This window comes from Kushneria sinocarnis (genome assembly GCF_003633775.1).
Taxonomy (GTDB): Bacteria; Pseudomonadota; Gammaproteobacteria; order Pseudomonadales; family Halomonadaceae; genus Kushneria; species Kushneria sinocarnis.
Genome location: NZ_RBIN01000003.1, coordinates 362,408 through 376,454 on the forward strand (window position 1 = coordinate 362,408; position 14,047 = coordinate 376,454).

A 14,047-nucleotide genomic window follows, 5' to 3' on the forward strand; every position below is an offset into this window, starting at 1 on the left:
GTTACAGCGTCTCGAGGCGCTGACGCAGCCACTCGATCAGCTCCGCCTCGGGACGGGCCTCGATATCCAGTGCCCAGCAGCGCTCATTGGCAAAGCGGCGGCATTTGACCGCATCCTTGGCGGTCATGACCACCGGCCGGTTGTCGGCAAAACGCAGATCCTGGGCCGTGAAGCGGTAGTGATCGGGAAAGGGATGACGCTGAAAATCCACCCCGAGCCGCTCCAGCGTACCGAAAAAGCGTGCCGGGTTGCCGATCCCGGCCAGGGCATGCACCCGCCCCGAGAAGGGACGATCGGCAATGCTGTAGCAGACATTGTCATTGAGATGGCGCCAGGCATGCGGTACCAGCGTCATGGAGTACTGACTGGCCGGCACGCGCACGCCCAGATCACCATTGGTAATCACGGCATCCACATCGGCCAGCCGATCAAGCGGCTCGCGCAGCGGCCCGACCGGCAGGCAGCGATGATTGCCGAACCCCTTCTGGCCGTCCACCACCACCAGCTCGATGTCGCGCCCCAGCGGGAAGTGCTGCAGGCCGTCATCGGAGAGCAGGATATCGCAGCCCGCTGCAATCAGCTTGCGTGCTGCCCGGGGGCGATCGGGGTCCACCGCTACCGGCAGCTGGGTCTGCTGCGCCAGCATCACCGGCTCGTCACCGGCATAGGCCGTGTCGGTGGTTTCATCGACGTACAGCGGATAGCGTGACGCGTGTCCGCCGTAGCCGCGCGCAATGATCCCCGGGTGCCACCCCTGATCGCGCAGCCAGCGCCCCAGCCAGGCCACCAGCGGCGACTTGCCGGTGCCGCCGAGGGTGATGTTGCCCACCACGATCACCGGTACCGAGGCATGCCATACCTCGCGATCGCCGTTCTGGAAGGCCTGACGCCGCCGGCGCACCACCGTACGATAGAGCCGCTCCAGCGGGGTCAGCAGCTTTACCCAGCGGGCATCACTGTACCAGGCCTGTTCAAGTCGACGCATGCACTCTCCGGTGTATTTGCTGACGTACCGACCTCAGGTCAGCTCATCGGTACGTGAAGGTTCTTCCTGGAACTGCACCCGGTAGAGCGCGGCATAGGCCCCGTCCTGATCCAGCAGCTGCTGATGGGACCCCTGCTCGATGATTCGCCCCTGATCCATGACCAGAATGCGGTCGGCCCGCTCGATGGTGGACAGCCGATGTGCGATGACAAAGGTCGTGCGCCCCTGACAGACCCGCTCGAGTGCCTGCTGGATATAACGCTCGGACTCCGTATCCAGCGCCGAGGTCGCCTCATCCAGAATCAGCAGCGGCGCATCACGGAAGATGGCGCGCGCGATGGCGATACGCTGACGCTGCCCGCCCGAAAGCATGACCCCGTTATCTCCGACCACGGTGTCATAGCCGTGCGGCAGTCGCTCGATGAACTCCTCGGCATAGGCTGCCTCGGCAGCGGCCCGAACCGCTTCCGGATCGGGACTGTCGATACCATAGGCGATATTCTCGGCCACGGTGGCATTGAACAGCGTCACCTGCTGGTTGACCAGCGCAATCTGACGACGCAGCGCCTTGAGATCGAAGGACTCCAGCGGGATCTCATCCAGCGTGATGGCCCCCTGCGTGATGTCATAGAAACGCGGCAGCAAATTGACCAGCGTCGTCTTGCCGCTGCCCGAGCGCCCGACCAGCGCCACCATCTCGCCGGGCTCGACCTCGAGGTTGATGTCCTGCAACACTTCCGGCAGCTCGGCCCCGTAACGAAAGCCGACGCCGCTCATGCGTACCCGCCCTTCCACTCGGCCGGGATCGGTATCGCCATGATCAGGCTCGGGTTCGCGATCGAGCAGGCCGAACAGCTCCTGTGAAGCCGCCAGCCCCTTCTGGATCAGGCCGTTGATGTCGGTCAGCGACTTGATCGGCTTGATCATCATCGAGGCGGCGGTCAGAAAGCCGACGAACTCACCGGCATTCATGTCGCCCAGCAGATCCGGTGCCAGCGCCAGCCATACCAGCACTGCCAGCGAAACGGCCACCAGGGTCTGGATGACCGGCGCACTGATCGCCTTGGTCAGTGCTTCCTTGAGACTCTGCCTGCGGTTGTAGTCACTCGCCCGGTGAAAGCGCTGATACTCGTACGCCTGGGCACCGTGCATGCGCACCACCCGATAGCCCGAGATGGCCTCGGAAGCCACATGCGTCACATCGCCCACCGAGCGCTGAATGCGTCTCGACAGACGCCGAAACCGGCGACTGGCGTAACTGACCACGCCCCCGATCAGGGGCGTAACGGCCATGAAGACCAGCATCAGCTTCCAGTTGGTCCAGAACAGGTAGATCGTCAGGCCGACCACCAGCATGCCCTCCTGCAGGATCACATTGAGGGCCTTGGTAGCAGCGCCGGTAACCTGCTCGACATGATAGGTCACACGCGAGATCAGATGACCGCTGGAGTGCTGATCGAAGAATCTCCCCGGCAGGTGCAGCAGGCGGTCGAACACCTCGACCCTGAGCCGATGCACCACATTGCGCGCCACGTACTCCATGCCATAGGACCCCAGAAAGGTACCAATTCCGCGGGCAATGAAGATCCCGATCAGCAGCAGGGGCATCACCATCCGGAAATCGGCATCGGGATTCTGGATGCCATTGGTCAGATATTCCATGATACGCGCCATCAGCGTACTGGAACCGGCATAAATGGCGTTGCCGATCAGGGCTACCACGAATGCCTTCCAGAACGGACGCACATACTTGAGCAGGCGCTTGTAGAGCGCCCAGCTGGTATTGTCTTTCACGTACGCTCCCCGCGGTATTCGTCGCTGCGCCATTGGCGGCGAGCTGTTACGACGTCTCGGATGTTCGCCGCTGGCCGACATGCAAGGCACCGGACAGCGGCGCTGATTCTACCCCAGCACAGCCACCTTCGACACCGCCGACAGCCATCCGATCACTGGCATGATGGCGTACCCCCCGAATGCTGCCGCCGCCTCCGCGAACGAGATCGAGCGTGACAGCCCCATCCACGGCCGTGCTCCACAGACAGCTGCGGGCATGATGAAAGCGCCGGACCACGGCATCAGCGGGGTGGTGGTAGCGATTGAGATAACCGGCACTGAAAATGACATGGCGTGGCTTCAGATGATTGATCAGGGCGCTGCCCGAACTACTGCTGCTGCCGTGATGGCCCGCCACCAGCAGCGTGATCGGCCCCGCCGCCAGATGTGCCAGAAGCTGTCGTTCGACAGCGGTATCGGCATCCCCGGTCAGCAGCACCCGGTGCCGACCATCGGTAATGGCCAGTATACAGGAGCGTTCATTGTCCTCGGCCGGCAGGGTGACATCCGCCATCGGCCAGAGAAACCGAAAGGTGATGCCATCGACCCGCCACGCCGCTCCGGCACGGCAGGGGGTGATACCGGAAACCGCCATGGTGTGCCGGGTCGGCGCCCACCAGTGGCCGACATCATGCCGTTCGGCCAGCACCCGAACGCCGCCGGCGTGATCGAGATCGCCATGACTGACGATCACACCGTCGAAGTGCCCGGGGGTCTGCCAGAGGGTCATGATCGGCGCAAAGCCGCTCGGAAAACGGGGCCCGGTGTCATACAGCCAGCGCGAATGCGCGGTCCGAATCTCGACCAGCTCCCCCTGACCGATATCGTGTACCACCACCGACCAGTGCCGGCTGTCCGACGCCAGTGGCGCCAGCCCGGGCAGTACCAGCAGCAGGCTCAGCGAGGCCGGAATGCGCCAGCGCAGATCAAGTCCGGGCAGCAGCCAGCAGAGAGCCAGCAGGCCCAACACCATCATCAGCGGCAGCTTCAGCCAGTGCGCCGGCTGCCAGGCTGGAAAATGGCTCGCCAGCGCCGTAATGGCCTGCGCAAAGCCGTCGGCGCACAGACCGAACAGCTGCCAGAGCCAATCGGTCAGCATTGGCAAGGGGGTCAGCAGCCAGCCGAGCAGGCCCAGCGGCACCATGATCATCGTTACCCAGGGGATGGCGAGCAGATTGACCGGCAGTGCGATCAGCGACAGCCGATCGAATGCCCAGAGCGAGGCCACCGCAGTTACCAGCGCCATCAGGCACTGTGTGCGCAGCAGCACCATGCCCCCACGCCCGCGTGGCCGACGGCACCAGGCCATGATCAGGGTGGCCACGGCACCGAACGACAGCCACAGACCGGGCGACATGATCTCCAGCGGCTGACAGAGCACCACCACCACCAGCGCCAGCCACCACCCCTGCCATACGCCCGGCGCATGACGACCACTGGCCACCCACAGCCCGATGATTGTCATGATGGCCGCCCGCAGTACCGGGGCGCCAAAACCGGCCAGTGCGGCATAACCGAAGGTTGTCAGCGCCGCCATCAGCCAGGGCCAGTCCAGCATCCGCCAGCGCGTCGGCTGCAGCAGACGGCTCAGGCCACGACACAGCAACAGCGCCCAGACCGCCACCAGCGACACATGCAGTCCGGAAACGACCATCAGATGCGAGGTCCCGGTATCCGCCAGCGCCTGCCACTGCGCCCCTGACAGGGCTTCGCTGCGCCCCAGGGTCAGCGCTGCCAGCCACGCCCGGGCAGCCCCCGAAGGAGCATGCGCCTTCAGCTGTTGATCCAGCCAGGCCCCCACCGGCCGATGCGCCGCCTGCTGCAATACTGCCCGGGGAGCATCCCGGACATAGCCTGTGGCACCAAATCCCTGTCGGATCAGCCAGTAGCGATAATCGAAGCTATCGGGATTGGCATAACCGTGCGGGGGTTTCAGCCGGGCAGTCAACTGCCAGTGCTGACCAATGGCGAGCGGCTCGGGCCGATACCAGTTCAGCCGTACCCGACCCAACCCCTCACACTTCGGCAGCCCGTGGTGCAGGGGATGACAGCTCGTCACCACCAGTGCCAGCCGGTCCCGGCCCTGCAGCGTCTCGAGCTCGACAATCCTGCCGGTCAGGCGCACCTCCTGACCGGCCAGACCGTCCGCCAGCAGGCGGGGCTTCGCCATGATGGCATGCCCCCCGGCCAGCAGTGCCACCAGTAGACACCCCACGAGCAGCCACCGGCGCAGGGCCAGCGCCAGCATCAGCAACAGCATCCAGAGCGGCGCCACGGCCGGATACCCCTTGAGCGCCAGCCAGCCGCCGGCCACGGCACTCATCGCCAGCAGCGGCAGGTGCCATTTCATGGTGCCATCTCACCGGATCGGCGAAGGGTCGACGGGCTTCCCTCAGGCGGATTCAGACTGCAAAAACCCAATTCGAAGGTTCCCATGTCATGGTGGTCACATGGATAATGCCGTTTCCTCCTGTCAGTGTCGGACTTCATGCGTCGCCAACTGCTTCAACGCTACCTGCCCGATCCGGAACGCCTGCGTCGTTACAGGTCGCTGCGCTTCGTGCATCCGTTGATCGACAAGCGCGCCCTGTGGCAGGTGTCCCGACATACCATTGCCAATGCCGTCTCGGTGGGACTTTTCTGTGCCCTGCTGCCGATTCCCTGCCAGATGCTGGTGGCTGCCCTCGGCGCCTGGATCATGCGGGCCAATCTGCCGCTGTCGATCGCGCTGGTCTGGCTGACCAATCCGCTGACCATGCCGGTGGTGTTCTATACCACCTATCGGGTAGGCGCCTGGGTGCTGCAGCGGCCGATCATGCAGCTGCCCGATCAGCTCAGCGTGCAGTGGTTTGCCACCCAGCTGACGGATGCCATGCCCTCCCTGATTCTGGGCTCGCTGATCTGCGCCATGGTTATCGGCGCGCTGGCCAATATCTTGACCCGGCTGATCTGGCGCTGGCAGATCACCCGCCTCTGGCGCCGTCGCCGCCACCGCTCCTCCCGCCACTGAACTCCCGCTTTGACCGGCGTACCGCTACCAACCAGGTTAAGGGGGGATTCGGCGTCCGCCCCGGGCGGCGTCGCAAGGTTCAACAGTCAGGAGGACGACCCATCATGGATCTGGGAATCAGCAACCGCGTCGCGATCATAACCGGCGCAGCCGGCGGGCTGGGCTTTGAAACGGCGCGTGTACTGGCCGAGGAAGGGGTGCGGGTCGTACTCAGCGACACTGATGATTCCGCCGTGAAACAGCGGGCCGAAGAGCTCGGCGCCGACTGCTGTACTCACGTCGGTGATCTCACCCGTCAGGCAGACGCCGATGAACTGGCCCGCTGCGCCCTGGAACGCTTCGGTACCATCGATATCGTGGTACACACGGCCGGTATCACCGGCGCCAAGGGCGAGCCGCTGGAGATGAGTGACAGCGACTTCGAAGCGACCTGGCAGGCCAACCTGATGTCATCGGTCCGCATTGCCCGCGCCACCTTCCCTGCCATGCGCGAACGGGGCTGGGGTCGGTTCGTCTGCGTCAGTTCGGAAAATGCCGTGCAGCCCTACTGGGACGAGGTCGTCTACAACGTCTCGAAGGCGGGCCTTTCCGCATTCGTCAAGAACCTTTCCTACGGCGAGGCGAAACACGGCATCCTCTGCAATACGGTCGCCCCGGCCTTCATCGAATCCCCCATGACCGATGGCATGATGCATCAGCGCAGTGACAACCTGGGGGTCTCGTTCCAGCAGGCCGTGGAGTCGTTTCTGGACGAGGAACGGCCCGGCATTGCCCTCGAACGCCGCGGTCAGGCCCATGAGGTGGCCGGTCTGATCGCCCTGCTGGTGTCCGAACGGGGCTCGTTCATCAACGGTGCCAACCTGCGCGTCGATGGCGGCGCCGTGATGTCCGTCCAGAACTGAAGGGCTGCGCCGCTCCGGCGGATGCGGAGCGGCGCATGGCGTGGCCGGTCACGCCTCCTGAGTCAGGCGCCCGTGATCGAGCGTCAGGATTCGATCCTGATGTGCGGCAATCCGGCGATCATGGGTCACTACCACAAAGGCACTGCGCGAGCGCGCCGCCACGTCATCCATCAGCTCCAGAATATTGCCGGCCGTGGTCTGATCGAGATTACCGGTCGGTTCATCCATCAGCACCAGACTGGGATCGGTCACCAGCGCCCGGGCGATGGCCACCCGCTGCCGCTCTCCACCGGAAAGCTCACCCGGCTTGTGGTGGCCCCTGGCCCCCACGCCGACGCGCTCCAGCAGCGCCGTCGCCTTTTCCGCCGCCTCATGGCGGCGATGCCCGCGTATGATCAGCGGCATCGAGACGTTCTCGATGGCGGTAAACTCCGCCAGCAGATGGTGAAACTGGTAGACGAACCCGATATGGCGGTTGCGAAAGCGGCCGATGGCGCTTTCCGACAGCCCCTGCAGGGTCTGCCCGGCAATCCGGATCTCGCCACCGGAGGGCTGATCCAGCCCGCCCAGCAGATTGAGCAGGGTCGTCTTGCCGGACCCCGAACTGCCGACAACGGCCACCCGCTCACCGGCATGCACCGTCATCTCGAGCTGATCGAGCACGGTCACTTCCTGGGGCCCCTCGCGATAGACGCGCACCAGCTGACGACACTCCAGCATGACATCACTCATAGCGCAGCACCTCCGCCGGCTGAACGCGCGCGGCCCGCCAGGCCGGATAGAGCGTGGAAAGGAAACTCAGGGCGAAGGCCACACCGACAATCACGCCGATATCACTCCACTGCAGCCGCGAGGGCAGATAGCTGATGAAATAGACGTTGGGATTGAGGAACTGCACATTGAAGACGGCCTCGATCCACTCGAAGATGTCCGAAATCGACAGCGCCAGGGCGATGCCGATGCCCAGGCCCAGCAGGATGCCGATGATGCCGATGGTCAGCCCCTGGACGATGAAGATGCCCATGATGGTCCGCGGCGTGGCGCCCAGGGTCCGCAGGATGGCGATGTCGGCATGCTTGTCGGTCACGACCATGACCAGGGTCGAGACGATGTTGAACGCCGCCACGGCCACGATCACCATCAGCAGCAGTCCGATCAGATGCTTCTCCATCTGGATGGCCTGAAAGAGATTGCCCTGGGTATAGGTCCAGTCGACGCCGCGATAACCCGGTGGCAGGCTGTTGATGATATCCCTCGTGATGGCATGCGCCTTGAACAGGTCATCGAACTCGAGCCGGATGCCCTGCGCCTCGCCGGACTGACGCGCCAGGGCCTTCATGTCGCCGAGACTGGTATAGGCCAGATTGCCATCGACCTGGGCGCCGACACTGAAGATCCCCGAGACGGTGAAACGCTTGAGCCGGGGAAATACACCACCCGGGGTAACCGAGGCCTCCGGTACCAGCAGCGTTATCTGATCCCCGACCCCGACGCCCAGATTGCGGGCCAGCAGGCTGCCCATGACCACATTCCAGCTGCCGGATTCGAGTGAATCGAGACTCCCGGCGGTCATGTGGTCTTCCACGATCGACACCCGTTTTTCCGCCTCGGGCTCAATGCCCTCGACCATGGCGCCGGATGTGTTGCCGCTGGCCGAGAACATGCCCTGCTGCTGAATGTAGGGCGCCGCCCCCGTCACATGCTGATGCTGCTTCAGTCGATCAGCCAGGGCATGCCAGTCCCGGACGCCCTCGCTGGCCTCGATGCGACTGTGCGGCACCATCCCCAGCACGCGTGAACGCAGCTCATGATCGAAGCCGTTCATGACCGAGAGCACCAGAATCAGCACGGCCACGCCGAGCGTCAGCCCCAACATCGAGGTCAGCGAAATGAAGGAAATGAAATGATTGCGTCGCTTCGCTCGGGTATAGCGAAGACCGATCAGAAATGGGAGGCGATCCAGCATCGATATTCCAGCCGCAGACAGAAGCGGCCATGTTACGGATTTTGCCACGGCTGTGCACCATACCTGTCACGTGACCTTTGCCGTCGGGCTGCTAGAATGCAGCCCGGAAGTCATGGGCCGTGGCACGGCTCGTCATCCGCTTCTTCACCCACGCCCCCCTTTCCGCTGCTGCTCCGGGACAATCAAGATGCTGCGCATGCTGCCCGAATGGTCTCCCCAGGATGCCATCATGCTGACCTGGCCCCACGCCAATGGTGACTGGGCCGACCTCCTGTCGATCATCGAAGCCACACTGGAGACGATCGCCACGGTCATCAGCCGCTATCAGCCGGTGTTGATCGTGGTGCCCGATCAGACCGCCCGGGAACAGCTACAGCAGCGCCTGGTCCGCCTGGGGGCCGAGCCCGCGCAGCTCCGGTTTCTTGTTGCCCCCAGCAATGACACCTGGGCACGCGATCATGGTCCGATCGGCATCATGCGCCATGACGCGCCTGAACTGCTGGATTATCGCTTCACCGGCTGGGGCGGCAGGTTTCCGGCCGAGGACGACGATGCGCTGAACCGCCGGCTCGGCACGGCCGGCGCCTGGCAGGCCCCGCTGCACTCGCATGACGATCTGGTACTGGAAGGGGGCGCGCTGGAAACCGATGGTCAGGGTACCCTGCTGACCACCGAGGCCTGCCTGCTCAACCCCAACCGCAACCCGCAGCTGGATCGGGCCGGGCTTGAACAGCGGCTGGCCCGGGATCTCGGCATCGACCGGGTGCTCTGGCTGCGCAGCGGTTACCTGGCAGGCGATGATACCGACAGCCACATTGATACCCTGGCCCGCTTCTGCGATGCCGGCACCCTGGCCTACGTGCGCTGCGACGATCCGGAGGACCCCCACTTCGAAGCACTGGCGGCCATGGAGCGGGAGCTGCAGCAGCTCCGCCAGCGTGACGGCTCACCCTATCGACTGATCGCCCTGCCATGGCCGAAGCCCTGCTTCGATCCGGAAGACGGCCATCGCCTGCCGGCCACCTATGCCAACTTCCTGATCATCAACGGTGCGGTACTGGTCCCCGTCTACGCCGATGCCGCGGATACCCGGGCCCTGCAGGCCATGGCCACGGCCTTCCCGGAGCGGGATATCATTCCCATCGACTGTCGCAGCGTCATCCGCCAGCATGGCAGCCTGCACTGTCTGACCATGCAGCTGCCGCAGGGCACGCTGAATCACTCTGCAGCGGAGGTATCATGAGCCCGGATCTCAACGTCGGCATCGTCCAGCAGCGCGCCTGGAACGACAAGCATCGCAGCCTCGACGAGAGCGAACGCGGCCTGCGCGCACTGGCTGCGCGGGGCGCCCGGCTGGTGCTGCTGCAGGAGCTGCACGCCACCACCTACTTCTGTCAGACCGAGGACACCAGCGTCTTCGACATGGCCGAGTCCCTTGAGGGCCCGACCGTCACCCGGCTGGCCGGACTGGCGCGTGAGCTCGATCTGGTCATTGTCGGCTCGATCTTCGAGCGTCGCGCTGCCGGTCTCTATCACAACACGGCCGTGGTGCTCGATCGGGATCGCGGGCTGGTGGGCACCTACCGCAAGATGCACATTCCCGATGATCCCGGCTTCTACGAGAAGTTCTATTTCACTCCTGGTGACAGCGGGCATGGCCGGGGCCGGGGCTTCACACCGATCGATACCTCGCTCGGTCGACTGGGGGTGCTGGTGTGCTGGGATCAGTGGTATCCCGAAGCGGCCCGGCTGATGGCGCTGGCCGGCGCCGATCTGCTGCTCTACCCGACCGCAATCGGCTGGGATCCCAATGATGATGCTGCCGAACAGCAGCGTCAGCTGGAGGCCTGGCAGCTGATCCAGCGTTCCCACGCCGTGGCCAACGGGTTGCCGGTGGTGGTGGCCAACCGTATCGGCCACGAGGCCGACCCTTCCGGTCACGGTGACGGCATCGATTTCTGGGGCAACAGCTTCATCGCCGGTCCCCAGGGGGAACTGCTGGTACAGGCCGACAGGGAAACGGAGCACCCGATGGCCACCCTCCCGCTCGGTCGCAGTGAAACGGTACGCCGGATCTGGCCCTACCTGCGGGACCGCCGGATCGACGCCTATCAGGATCTCACCGAGCGCTATCTCGATCATCGCTGAGCCCCGGGCGACACCGCTCTCTGTACCCGCTCGACGGAAGCCGTTATGCTTCGCAAGATAACGGTATAAGGAGGTCCGCCATGACCCTGCAGTACCAACTGCTTGCCGAACTGGAGCACGCCTTCGATGCACTCGTCGACAGTACCGAGGCCCTGCTGGCGCACTGTGATCGCCAGTGGCCGGCGGCCTGGGCCCTTGGCACGCAGCCGGCGGACAGCCAGTGGCTGCGTCGGGCCCTGACGGATTTCTGGTATCAGGATGGTCAGGATGGCCGCACCACCCGCAACTACATCGGGCTGGTGGTCGCCGATGCGGTCATGCTGGAAGAGGTGGCCAGGATCAATCGGTGCAAGGATCACTTCGCCGCCCTGCTGGAACAGATCCGTCGCGATCATCCCGCCATGGTGCCCGAGATCAAGGCGACCCTGCCCTTTCGTCATCCGGTGCTGCACGATCACCTGCGGGGCGAAGGCCTGGCCCGGCTGCATCTCAAGCAGTGCTGGCGCCACATTCCCGTGGCGGAAGCGCCGGTAGCCCGGGTCCGCATGGCCTGGTACTCGAGCGGTCGTTCGATCAAGCGCCTGACCGTCAGCGAGGTGGAAGAGAAGCTGTCGCGGCTCAACAATGAAGCGGCCCATGTGCGCATTCAGTGGCAGAAGCTGGCGGGACTGCCCAGCGGCGAGATACTGGCGCAGGTACAGCAGCAGGCGCCGCTGATGCGCGCCAATCTCTTCTACCGGGAGCCGCTCGAGGATGGGCGTACGCGACGCGCGCTCAACGTGCCGCTGCCGGTCTTCCTGCCCGCCGAGGACAACCGGCTGCCGCAGGTCAATCAGCCGCCCGAACACCCCCCCGAGAAGCGCACCCGGGCCCTGCGGGGTGATGCCAAGCTGGAAAGCGAGCCTTTCATCCCCAGTCTCAGGGTCTATCGTTACCGTCAGCGCAACTGAACCGCGCGATGCATGCATCCACGAGGAGTGCCCGATGCCGCACCTGGTGACCAGCCGACAGCGTCTTTTCAGTCCATCGCACCGGGACACCGGGCACAGCTCCCATCTGCGCTGGGAGAACGTCAACGCCTTTACCTACAAGCTGGGCGGCCTGCTGTTCGTGCTGGGCAGTATCCTGTTCTTTCCCATGCTGGCCGACTATCAGCGTATCGGTGCCTGGCTGTTCTTTCTGGGCTCGCTCTGCTATCTGCTGGTTACCGCCCATGACCTGTTCGAGGCGCTGCGCTACTGGCACAGGCACCGGACAGCCACGAGTGCCGATCACATAGAGCTGACAGCGGCCCTCAACTATGTCAGCGGCAGCCTCCTGTTTGCCATTGGCAGCCTGCTGTTCCTGCCCGGGCTGGCGCTGGAGCATGCCGGCGCCTGGAGCTTCATCGTGGGGTCGGTCTTCTTCGTGGTGGGGGCCTGCGCCAATCTGCTGCAGCTGGTCGATGCCCCCTCGAAGCTCTACATGCAGCTTTTCAACTTCACCCTTGCGACCTTCATCGTGGGTTCGGTGCTGTTCGTGGTGGCTTCCGTCCCCTATCTGATCCATTTCGACAGCTCGGGCGATGAAACCGCCATCCATCGGCTGGCCGCCGGCCAGTTCACCTTCGCCAGTCTCCTGTTTCTGCTGGGCGGCCTGTTCATCTACTGGCGAATGTTTGCCCAGCGCATGCTGGAACACGAGCACGGTGCCGACCGCTTCGGCAAGAACTTCATCATGGCGATACGTCGTGAAAACCGACGGGAGCGCAGCGGCTGATACGCCCCCGCGGGCAGGCATCAACCGGCTTCAGCAGAGCCGGTTGAGCCCGTTGTAGGCCGCGATCCGGTAGGCTTCCGCCATGGTCGGGTAGTTGAAGGTGGTATTGACGAAATAGTTCAGCGTATTGGCATCACCCGGCTGATTCATGATCGCCTGACCGATATGCACGATCTCGGAGGCCTGATCGCCGAAGCAGTGGATGCCGAATATTTCCAGCGTATCCGGGTGGAACAGGATCTTCAGCATGCCCACGGTATCGCCGGTAATCTGCGCGCGGGCGGTATCCTTGAAGAAGGCCTGGCCCACTTCATAGGGAATCCGGGCCTCGGTCAGCTCCCGCTCGTTGCGGCCCAGCGAGCTGATCTCGGGGATGGTGTAGATACCGGTGGGGATGTCATTGACATAGCGGAAGGCGCCGTTCAGTGCATCGCCGGAGGCCGAGCGCCCCTGGTCATAGGCGGCACTGGCCAGGCTCGGCCAGCCGATCACGTCGCCGGCGGCATGGACATGCGCCAGCGTTGTCCGGTAATGCTCATCGACCTGCAGCTGACCGCGCGAATTGGCTTCCAGTCCCAGCTTGTCCAGGCCCAGCTGATCGGTGTTGCCGGTCCGCCCGTTGGCCCACATGAAGGTATCGGCGCGCAGTCGCTTGCCCGATCGGAGATGAAGGGTGACCCCGGTATCGTCACCTTCGACCCGCTCGTACTCCTCGTTGTGGCGGATCTGCACCCCGTTGTTGCGCAGATGGTAGGAGAGCGCATCGCTGATCTCGTCATCCAGGAACGACAGCAGCCGATCCCGGGTATCGATCAGGTCCACCTTGACGCCCAGCCCCGAGAAGATCGAGGCGTACTCCGAACCGATCACCCCGGCCCCATAGATGATCATCCGGCGCGGCGTGTGCGACAGCCCCAGAATGGTATCGGAACAGAAGATGCGGGGGTGTCGAAAGTTGATGTCCTTCGGCCGGTAGGGCCGCGACCCGGTAGCGATCACGAAATTGTCGGCACGGACTTCCACATGGCCTTCGTGCGCATCACGCACCACCAGGCTGTGCGGATCGCTGAAGCTGGCCATGCCGTGGTGAACATCGATGCGATTGCGGCTGTAGAAGGCCGTGCGCATTTCCACCTGCTGCTCGATCACCCGGCGTGACCGCTCCAGCATGCGGGGAAACGAGACCCCGCGCGGTTCGGCGATCTCGCGAAACAGCGGATTGTCACGAAACTGCATCAGCTGTTTGACGGCATGCCGCAGGGCCTTGGAAGGAATGGTACCGCGATGGGTACAGTTGCCGCCGACCGTGGTCTGCGCGTCCACGATGGCCACGCGCCTGTCATGCTTGGCGGCATTGATGGCGGCACTTTCACCGGCCGGTCCCGAACCGATGACAACAACATCATAATGATAAACGGTCATATCCCGGCATCTGCTCCTCTGCC

12 protein-coding genes are annotated in these 14,047 nt (G+C 64.1%); 6 read left to right on the forward strand and 6 right to left on the reverse strand.

Annotated elements, in window-relative coordinates; translation table 11 throughout:
* Position 1 precedes the first annotated feature (1 nt).
* The 3 genes from lpxK to C7446_RS06515 are packed head-to-tail and all read right to left on the reverse strand — an operon-like array spanning position 2 to position 5,168.
* A complete protein-coding gene (gene lpxK / locus C7446_RS06505; protein ID WP_121172275.1) occupies positions 2–985 on the reverse strand; it encodes a tetraacyldisaccharide 4'-kinase in 984 nt (327 codons plus the stop codon).
* A 33-nt stretch (positions 986–1,018) separates the two neighbouring features.
* Entirely contained in the window at positions 1,019–2,779 is a 1,761-nt protein-coding gene (gene msbA, locus C7446_RS06510) for a lipid A export permease/ATP-binding protein MsbA (protein WP_245977728.1), read from the reverse strand.
* Between the two features lie 46 nt (positions 2,780–2,825).
* On the reverse strand, positions 2,826–5,168 hold the full coding sequence (locus tag C7446_RS06515; protein WP_121172277.1) for a DNA internalization-related competence protein ComEC/Rec2: 2,343 nt from the start codon (positions 5,166–5,168) through the stop codon (positions 2,826–2,828).
* A gap of 138 nt (positions 5,169–5,306) precedes the next feature.
* Here C7446_RS06515 and C7446_RS06520 point away from each other — a divergent pair, with 138 nt between their 5' ends.
* Positions 5,307–5,828, forward strand: coding sequence for a DUF2062 domain-containing protein (locus C7446_RS06520; RefSeq protein ID WP_121172278.1), 522 nt, complete (start codon positions 5,307–5,309; stop codon positions 5,826–5,828).
* Positions 5,829–5,932: 104 nt separating this feature from the next.
* Positions 5,933–6,730: an SDR family NAD(P)-dependent oxidoreductase gene (locus C7446_RS06525; protein ID WP_121172279.1), complete on the forward strand. Its 798-nt coding sequence runs from the start codon at positions 5,933–5,935 to the stop codon at positions 6,728–6,730.
* A gap of 48 nt (positions 6,731–6,778) precedes the next feature.
* Here the strand turns inward: C7446_RS06525 and C7446_RS06530 are convergent, their stop codons facing one another.
* Complete coding sequence (locus C7446_RS06530; protein WP_245977729.1) at positions 6,779–7,462, reverse strand: ABC transporter ATP-binding protein; 684 nt, start codon at positions 7,460–7,462, stop codon at positions 6,779–6,781.
* The gene (locus C7446_RS06535; RefSeq protein WP_121172280.1) at positions 7,455–8,696 is read right to left on the reverse strand and encodes a lipoprotein-releasing ABC transporter permease subunit; all 1,242 of its coding nucleotides are present in this window, start codon (positions 8,694–8,696) and stop codon (positions 7,455–7,457) included. The genes C7446_RS06530 and C7446_RS06535 overlap by 8 nt, the downstream gene beginning before the upstream one ends.
* Before the next feature lie 229 nt (positions 8,697–8,925).
* On the opposite strand from C7446_RS06535, the gene C7446_RS06540 reads away from it, so the two are divergent.
* The 4 genes from C7446_RS06540 (at position 8,926) to C7446_RS06555 (ending at position 12,602) form a co-directional block, all read left to right on the forward strand.
* Positions 8,926–9,939, forward strand: coding sequence for an agmatine deiminase family protein (locus C7446_RS06540; protein WP_245977730.1), 1,014 nt, complete (start codon positions 8,926–8,928; stop codon positions 9,937–9,939).
* Entirely contained in the window at positions 9,936–10,844 is a 909-nt protein-coding gene (locus C7446_RS06545; protein ID WP_121172282.1) for a carbon-nitrogen hydrolase, read from the forward strand. Before C7446_RS06540 ends, C7446_RS06545 begins: the two co-directional genes overlap by 4 nt.
* A gap of 80 nt (positions 10,845–10,924) precedes the next feature.
* The gene (locus C7446_RS06550) at positions 10,925–11,794 is read left to right on the forward strand and encodes a DNA replication terminus site-binding protein (protein ID WP_121172283.1); all 870 of its coding nucleotides are present in this window, start codon (positions 10,925–10,927) and stop codon (positions 11,792–11,794) included.
* A gap of 34 nt (positions 11,795–11,828) precedes the next feature.
* A complete protein-coding gene (locus C7446_RS06555; protein ID WP_170150015.1) occupies positions 11,829–12,602 on the forward strand; it encodes a YrhK family protein in 774 nt (257 codons plus the stop codon).
* A gap of 30 nt (positions 12,603–12,632) precedes the next feature.
* Here C7446_RS06555 and sthA read toward each other — a convergent pair whose 3' ends face one another.
* Positions 12,633–14,024 carry a Si-specific NAD(P)(+) transhydrogenase gene (sthA, locus tag C7446_RS06560; RefSeq protein WP_121172285.1) on the reverse strand — a complete coding sequence of 464 codons (1,392 nt, stop codon included), beginning with the start codon at positions 14,022–14,024 and terminating at the stop codon, positions 12,633–12,635.
* Positions 14,025–14,047: the final 23 nt, after the last annotated feature.

What these genes read in the sequence shown, in the direction of transcription:
- C7446_RS06515 (WP_121172277.1), bottom strand. Translation starts at nt 5,168, where the DNA reads ATGAAATGGCACCTGCCGCTGCTGGCGATGAGTGCCGTGGCCGGCGGC.
- C7446_RS06535 (WP_121172280.1), bottom strand. Translation starts at nt 8,696, where the DNA reads ATGCTGGATCGCCTCCCATTTCTGATCGGTCTTCGCTATACCCGAGCG.
- C7446_RS06550 (WP_121172283.1), top strand. Translation starts at nt 10,925, where the DNA reads ATGACCCTGCAGTACCAACTGCTTGCCGAACTGGAGCACGCCTTCGAT.
- C7446_RS06525 (WP_121172279.1), top strand. Translation starts at nt 5,933, where the DNA reads ATGGATCTGGGAATCAGCAACCGCGTCGCGATCATAACCGGCGCAGCC.
- C7446_RS06540 (WP_245977730.1), top strand. Translation starts at nt 8,926, where the DNA reads ATGCTGACCTGGCCCCACGCCAATGGTGACTGGGCCGACCTCCTGTCG.
- C7446_RS06520 (WP_121172278.1), top strand. Translation starts at nt 5,307, where the DNA reads ATGCGTCGCCAACTGCTTCAACGCTACCTGCCCGATCCGGAACGCCTG.
- C7446_RS06530 (WP_245977729.1), bottom strand. Translation starts at nt 7,462, where the DNA reads ATGAGTGATGTCATGCTGGAGTGTCGTCAGCTGGTGCGCGTCTATCGC.
- C7446_RS06545 (WP_121172282.1), top strand. Translation starts at nt 9,936, where the DNA reads ATGAGCCCGGATCTCAACGTCGGCATCGTCCAGCAGCGCGCCTGGAAC.
- lpxK (WP_121172275.1), bottom strand. Translation starts at nt 985, where the DNA reads ATGCGTCGACTTGAACAGGCCTGGTACAGTGATGCCCGCTGGGTAAAG.
- C7446_RS06555 (WP_170150015.1), top strand. Translation starts at nt 11,829, where the DNA reads ATGCCGCACCTGGTGACCAGCCGACAGCGTCTTTTCAGTCCATCGCAC.
- sthA (WP_121172285.1), bottom strand. Translation starts at nt 14,024, where the DNA reads ATGACCGTTTATCATTATGATGTTGTTGTCATCGGTTCGGGACCGGCC.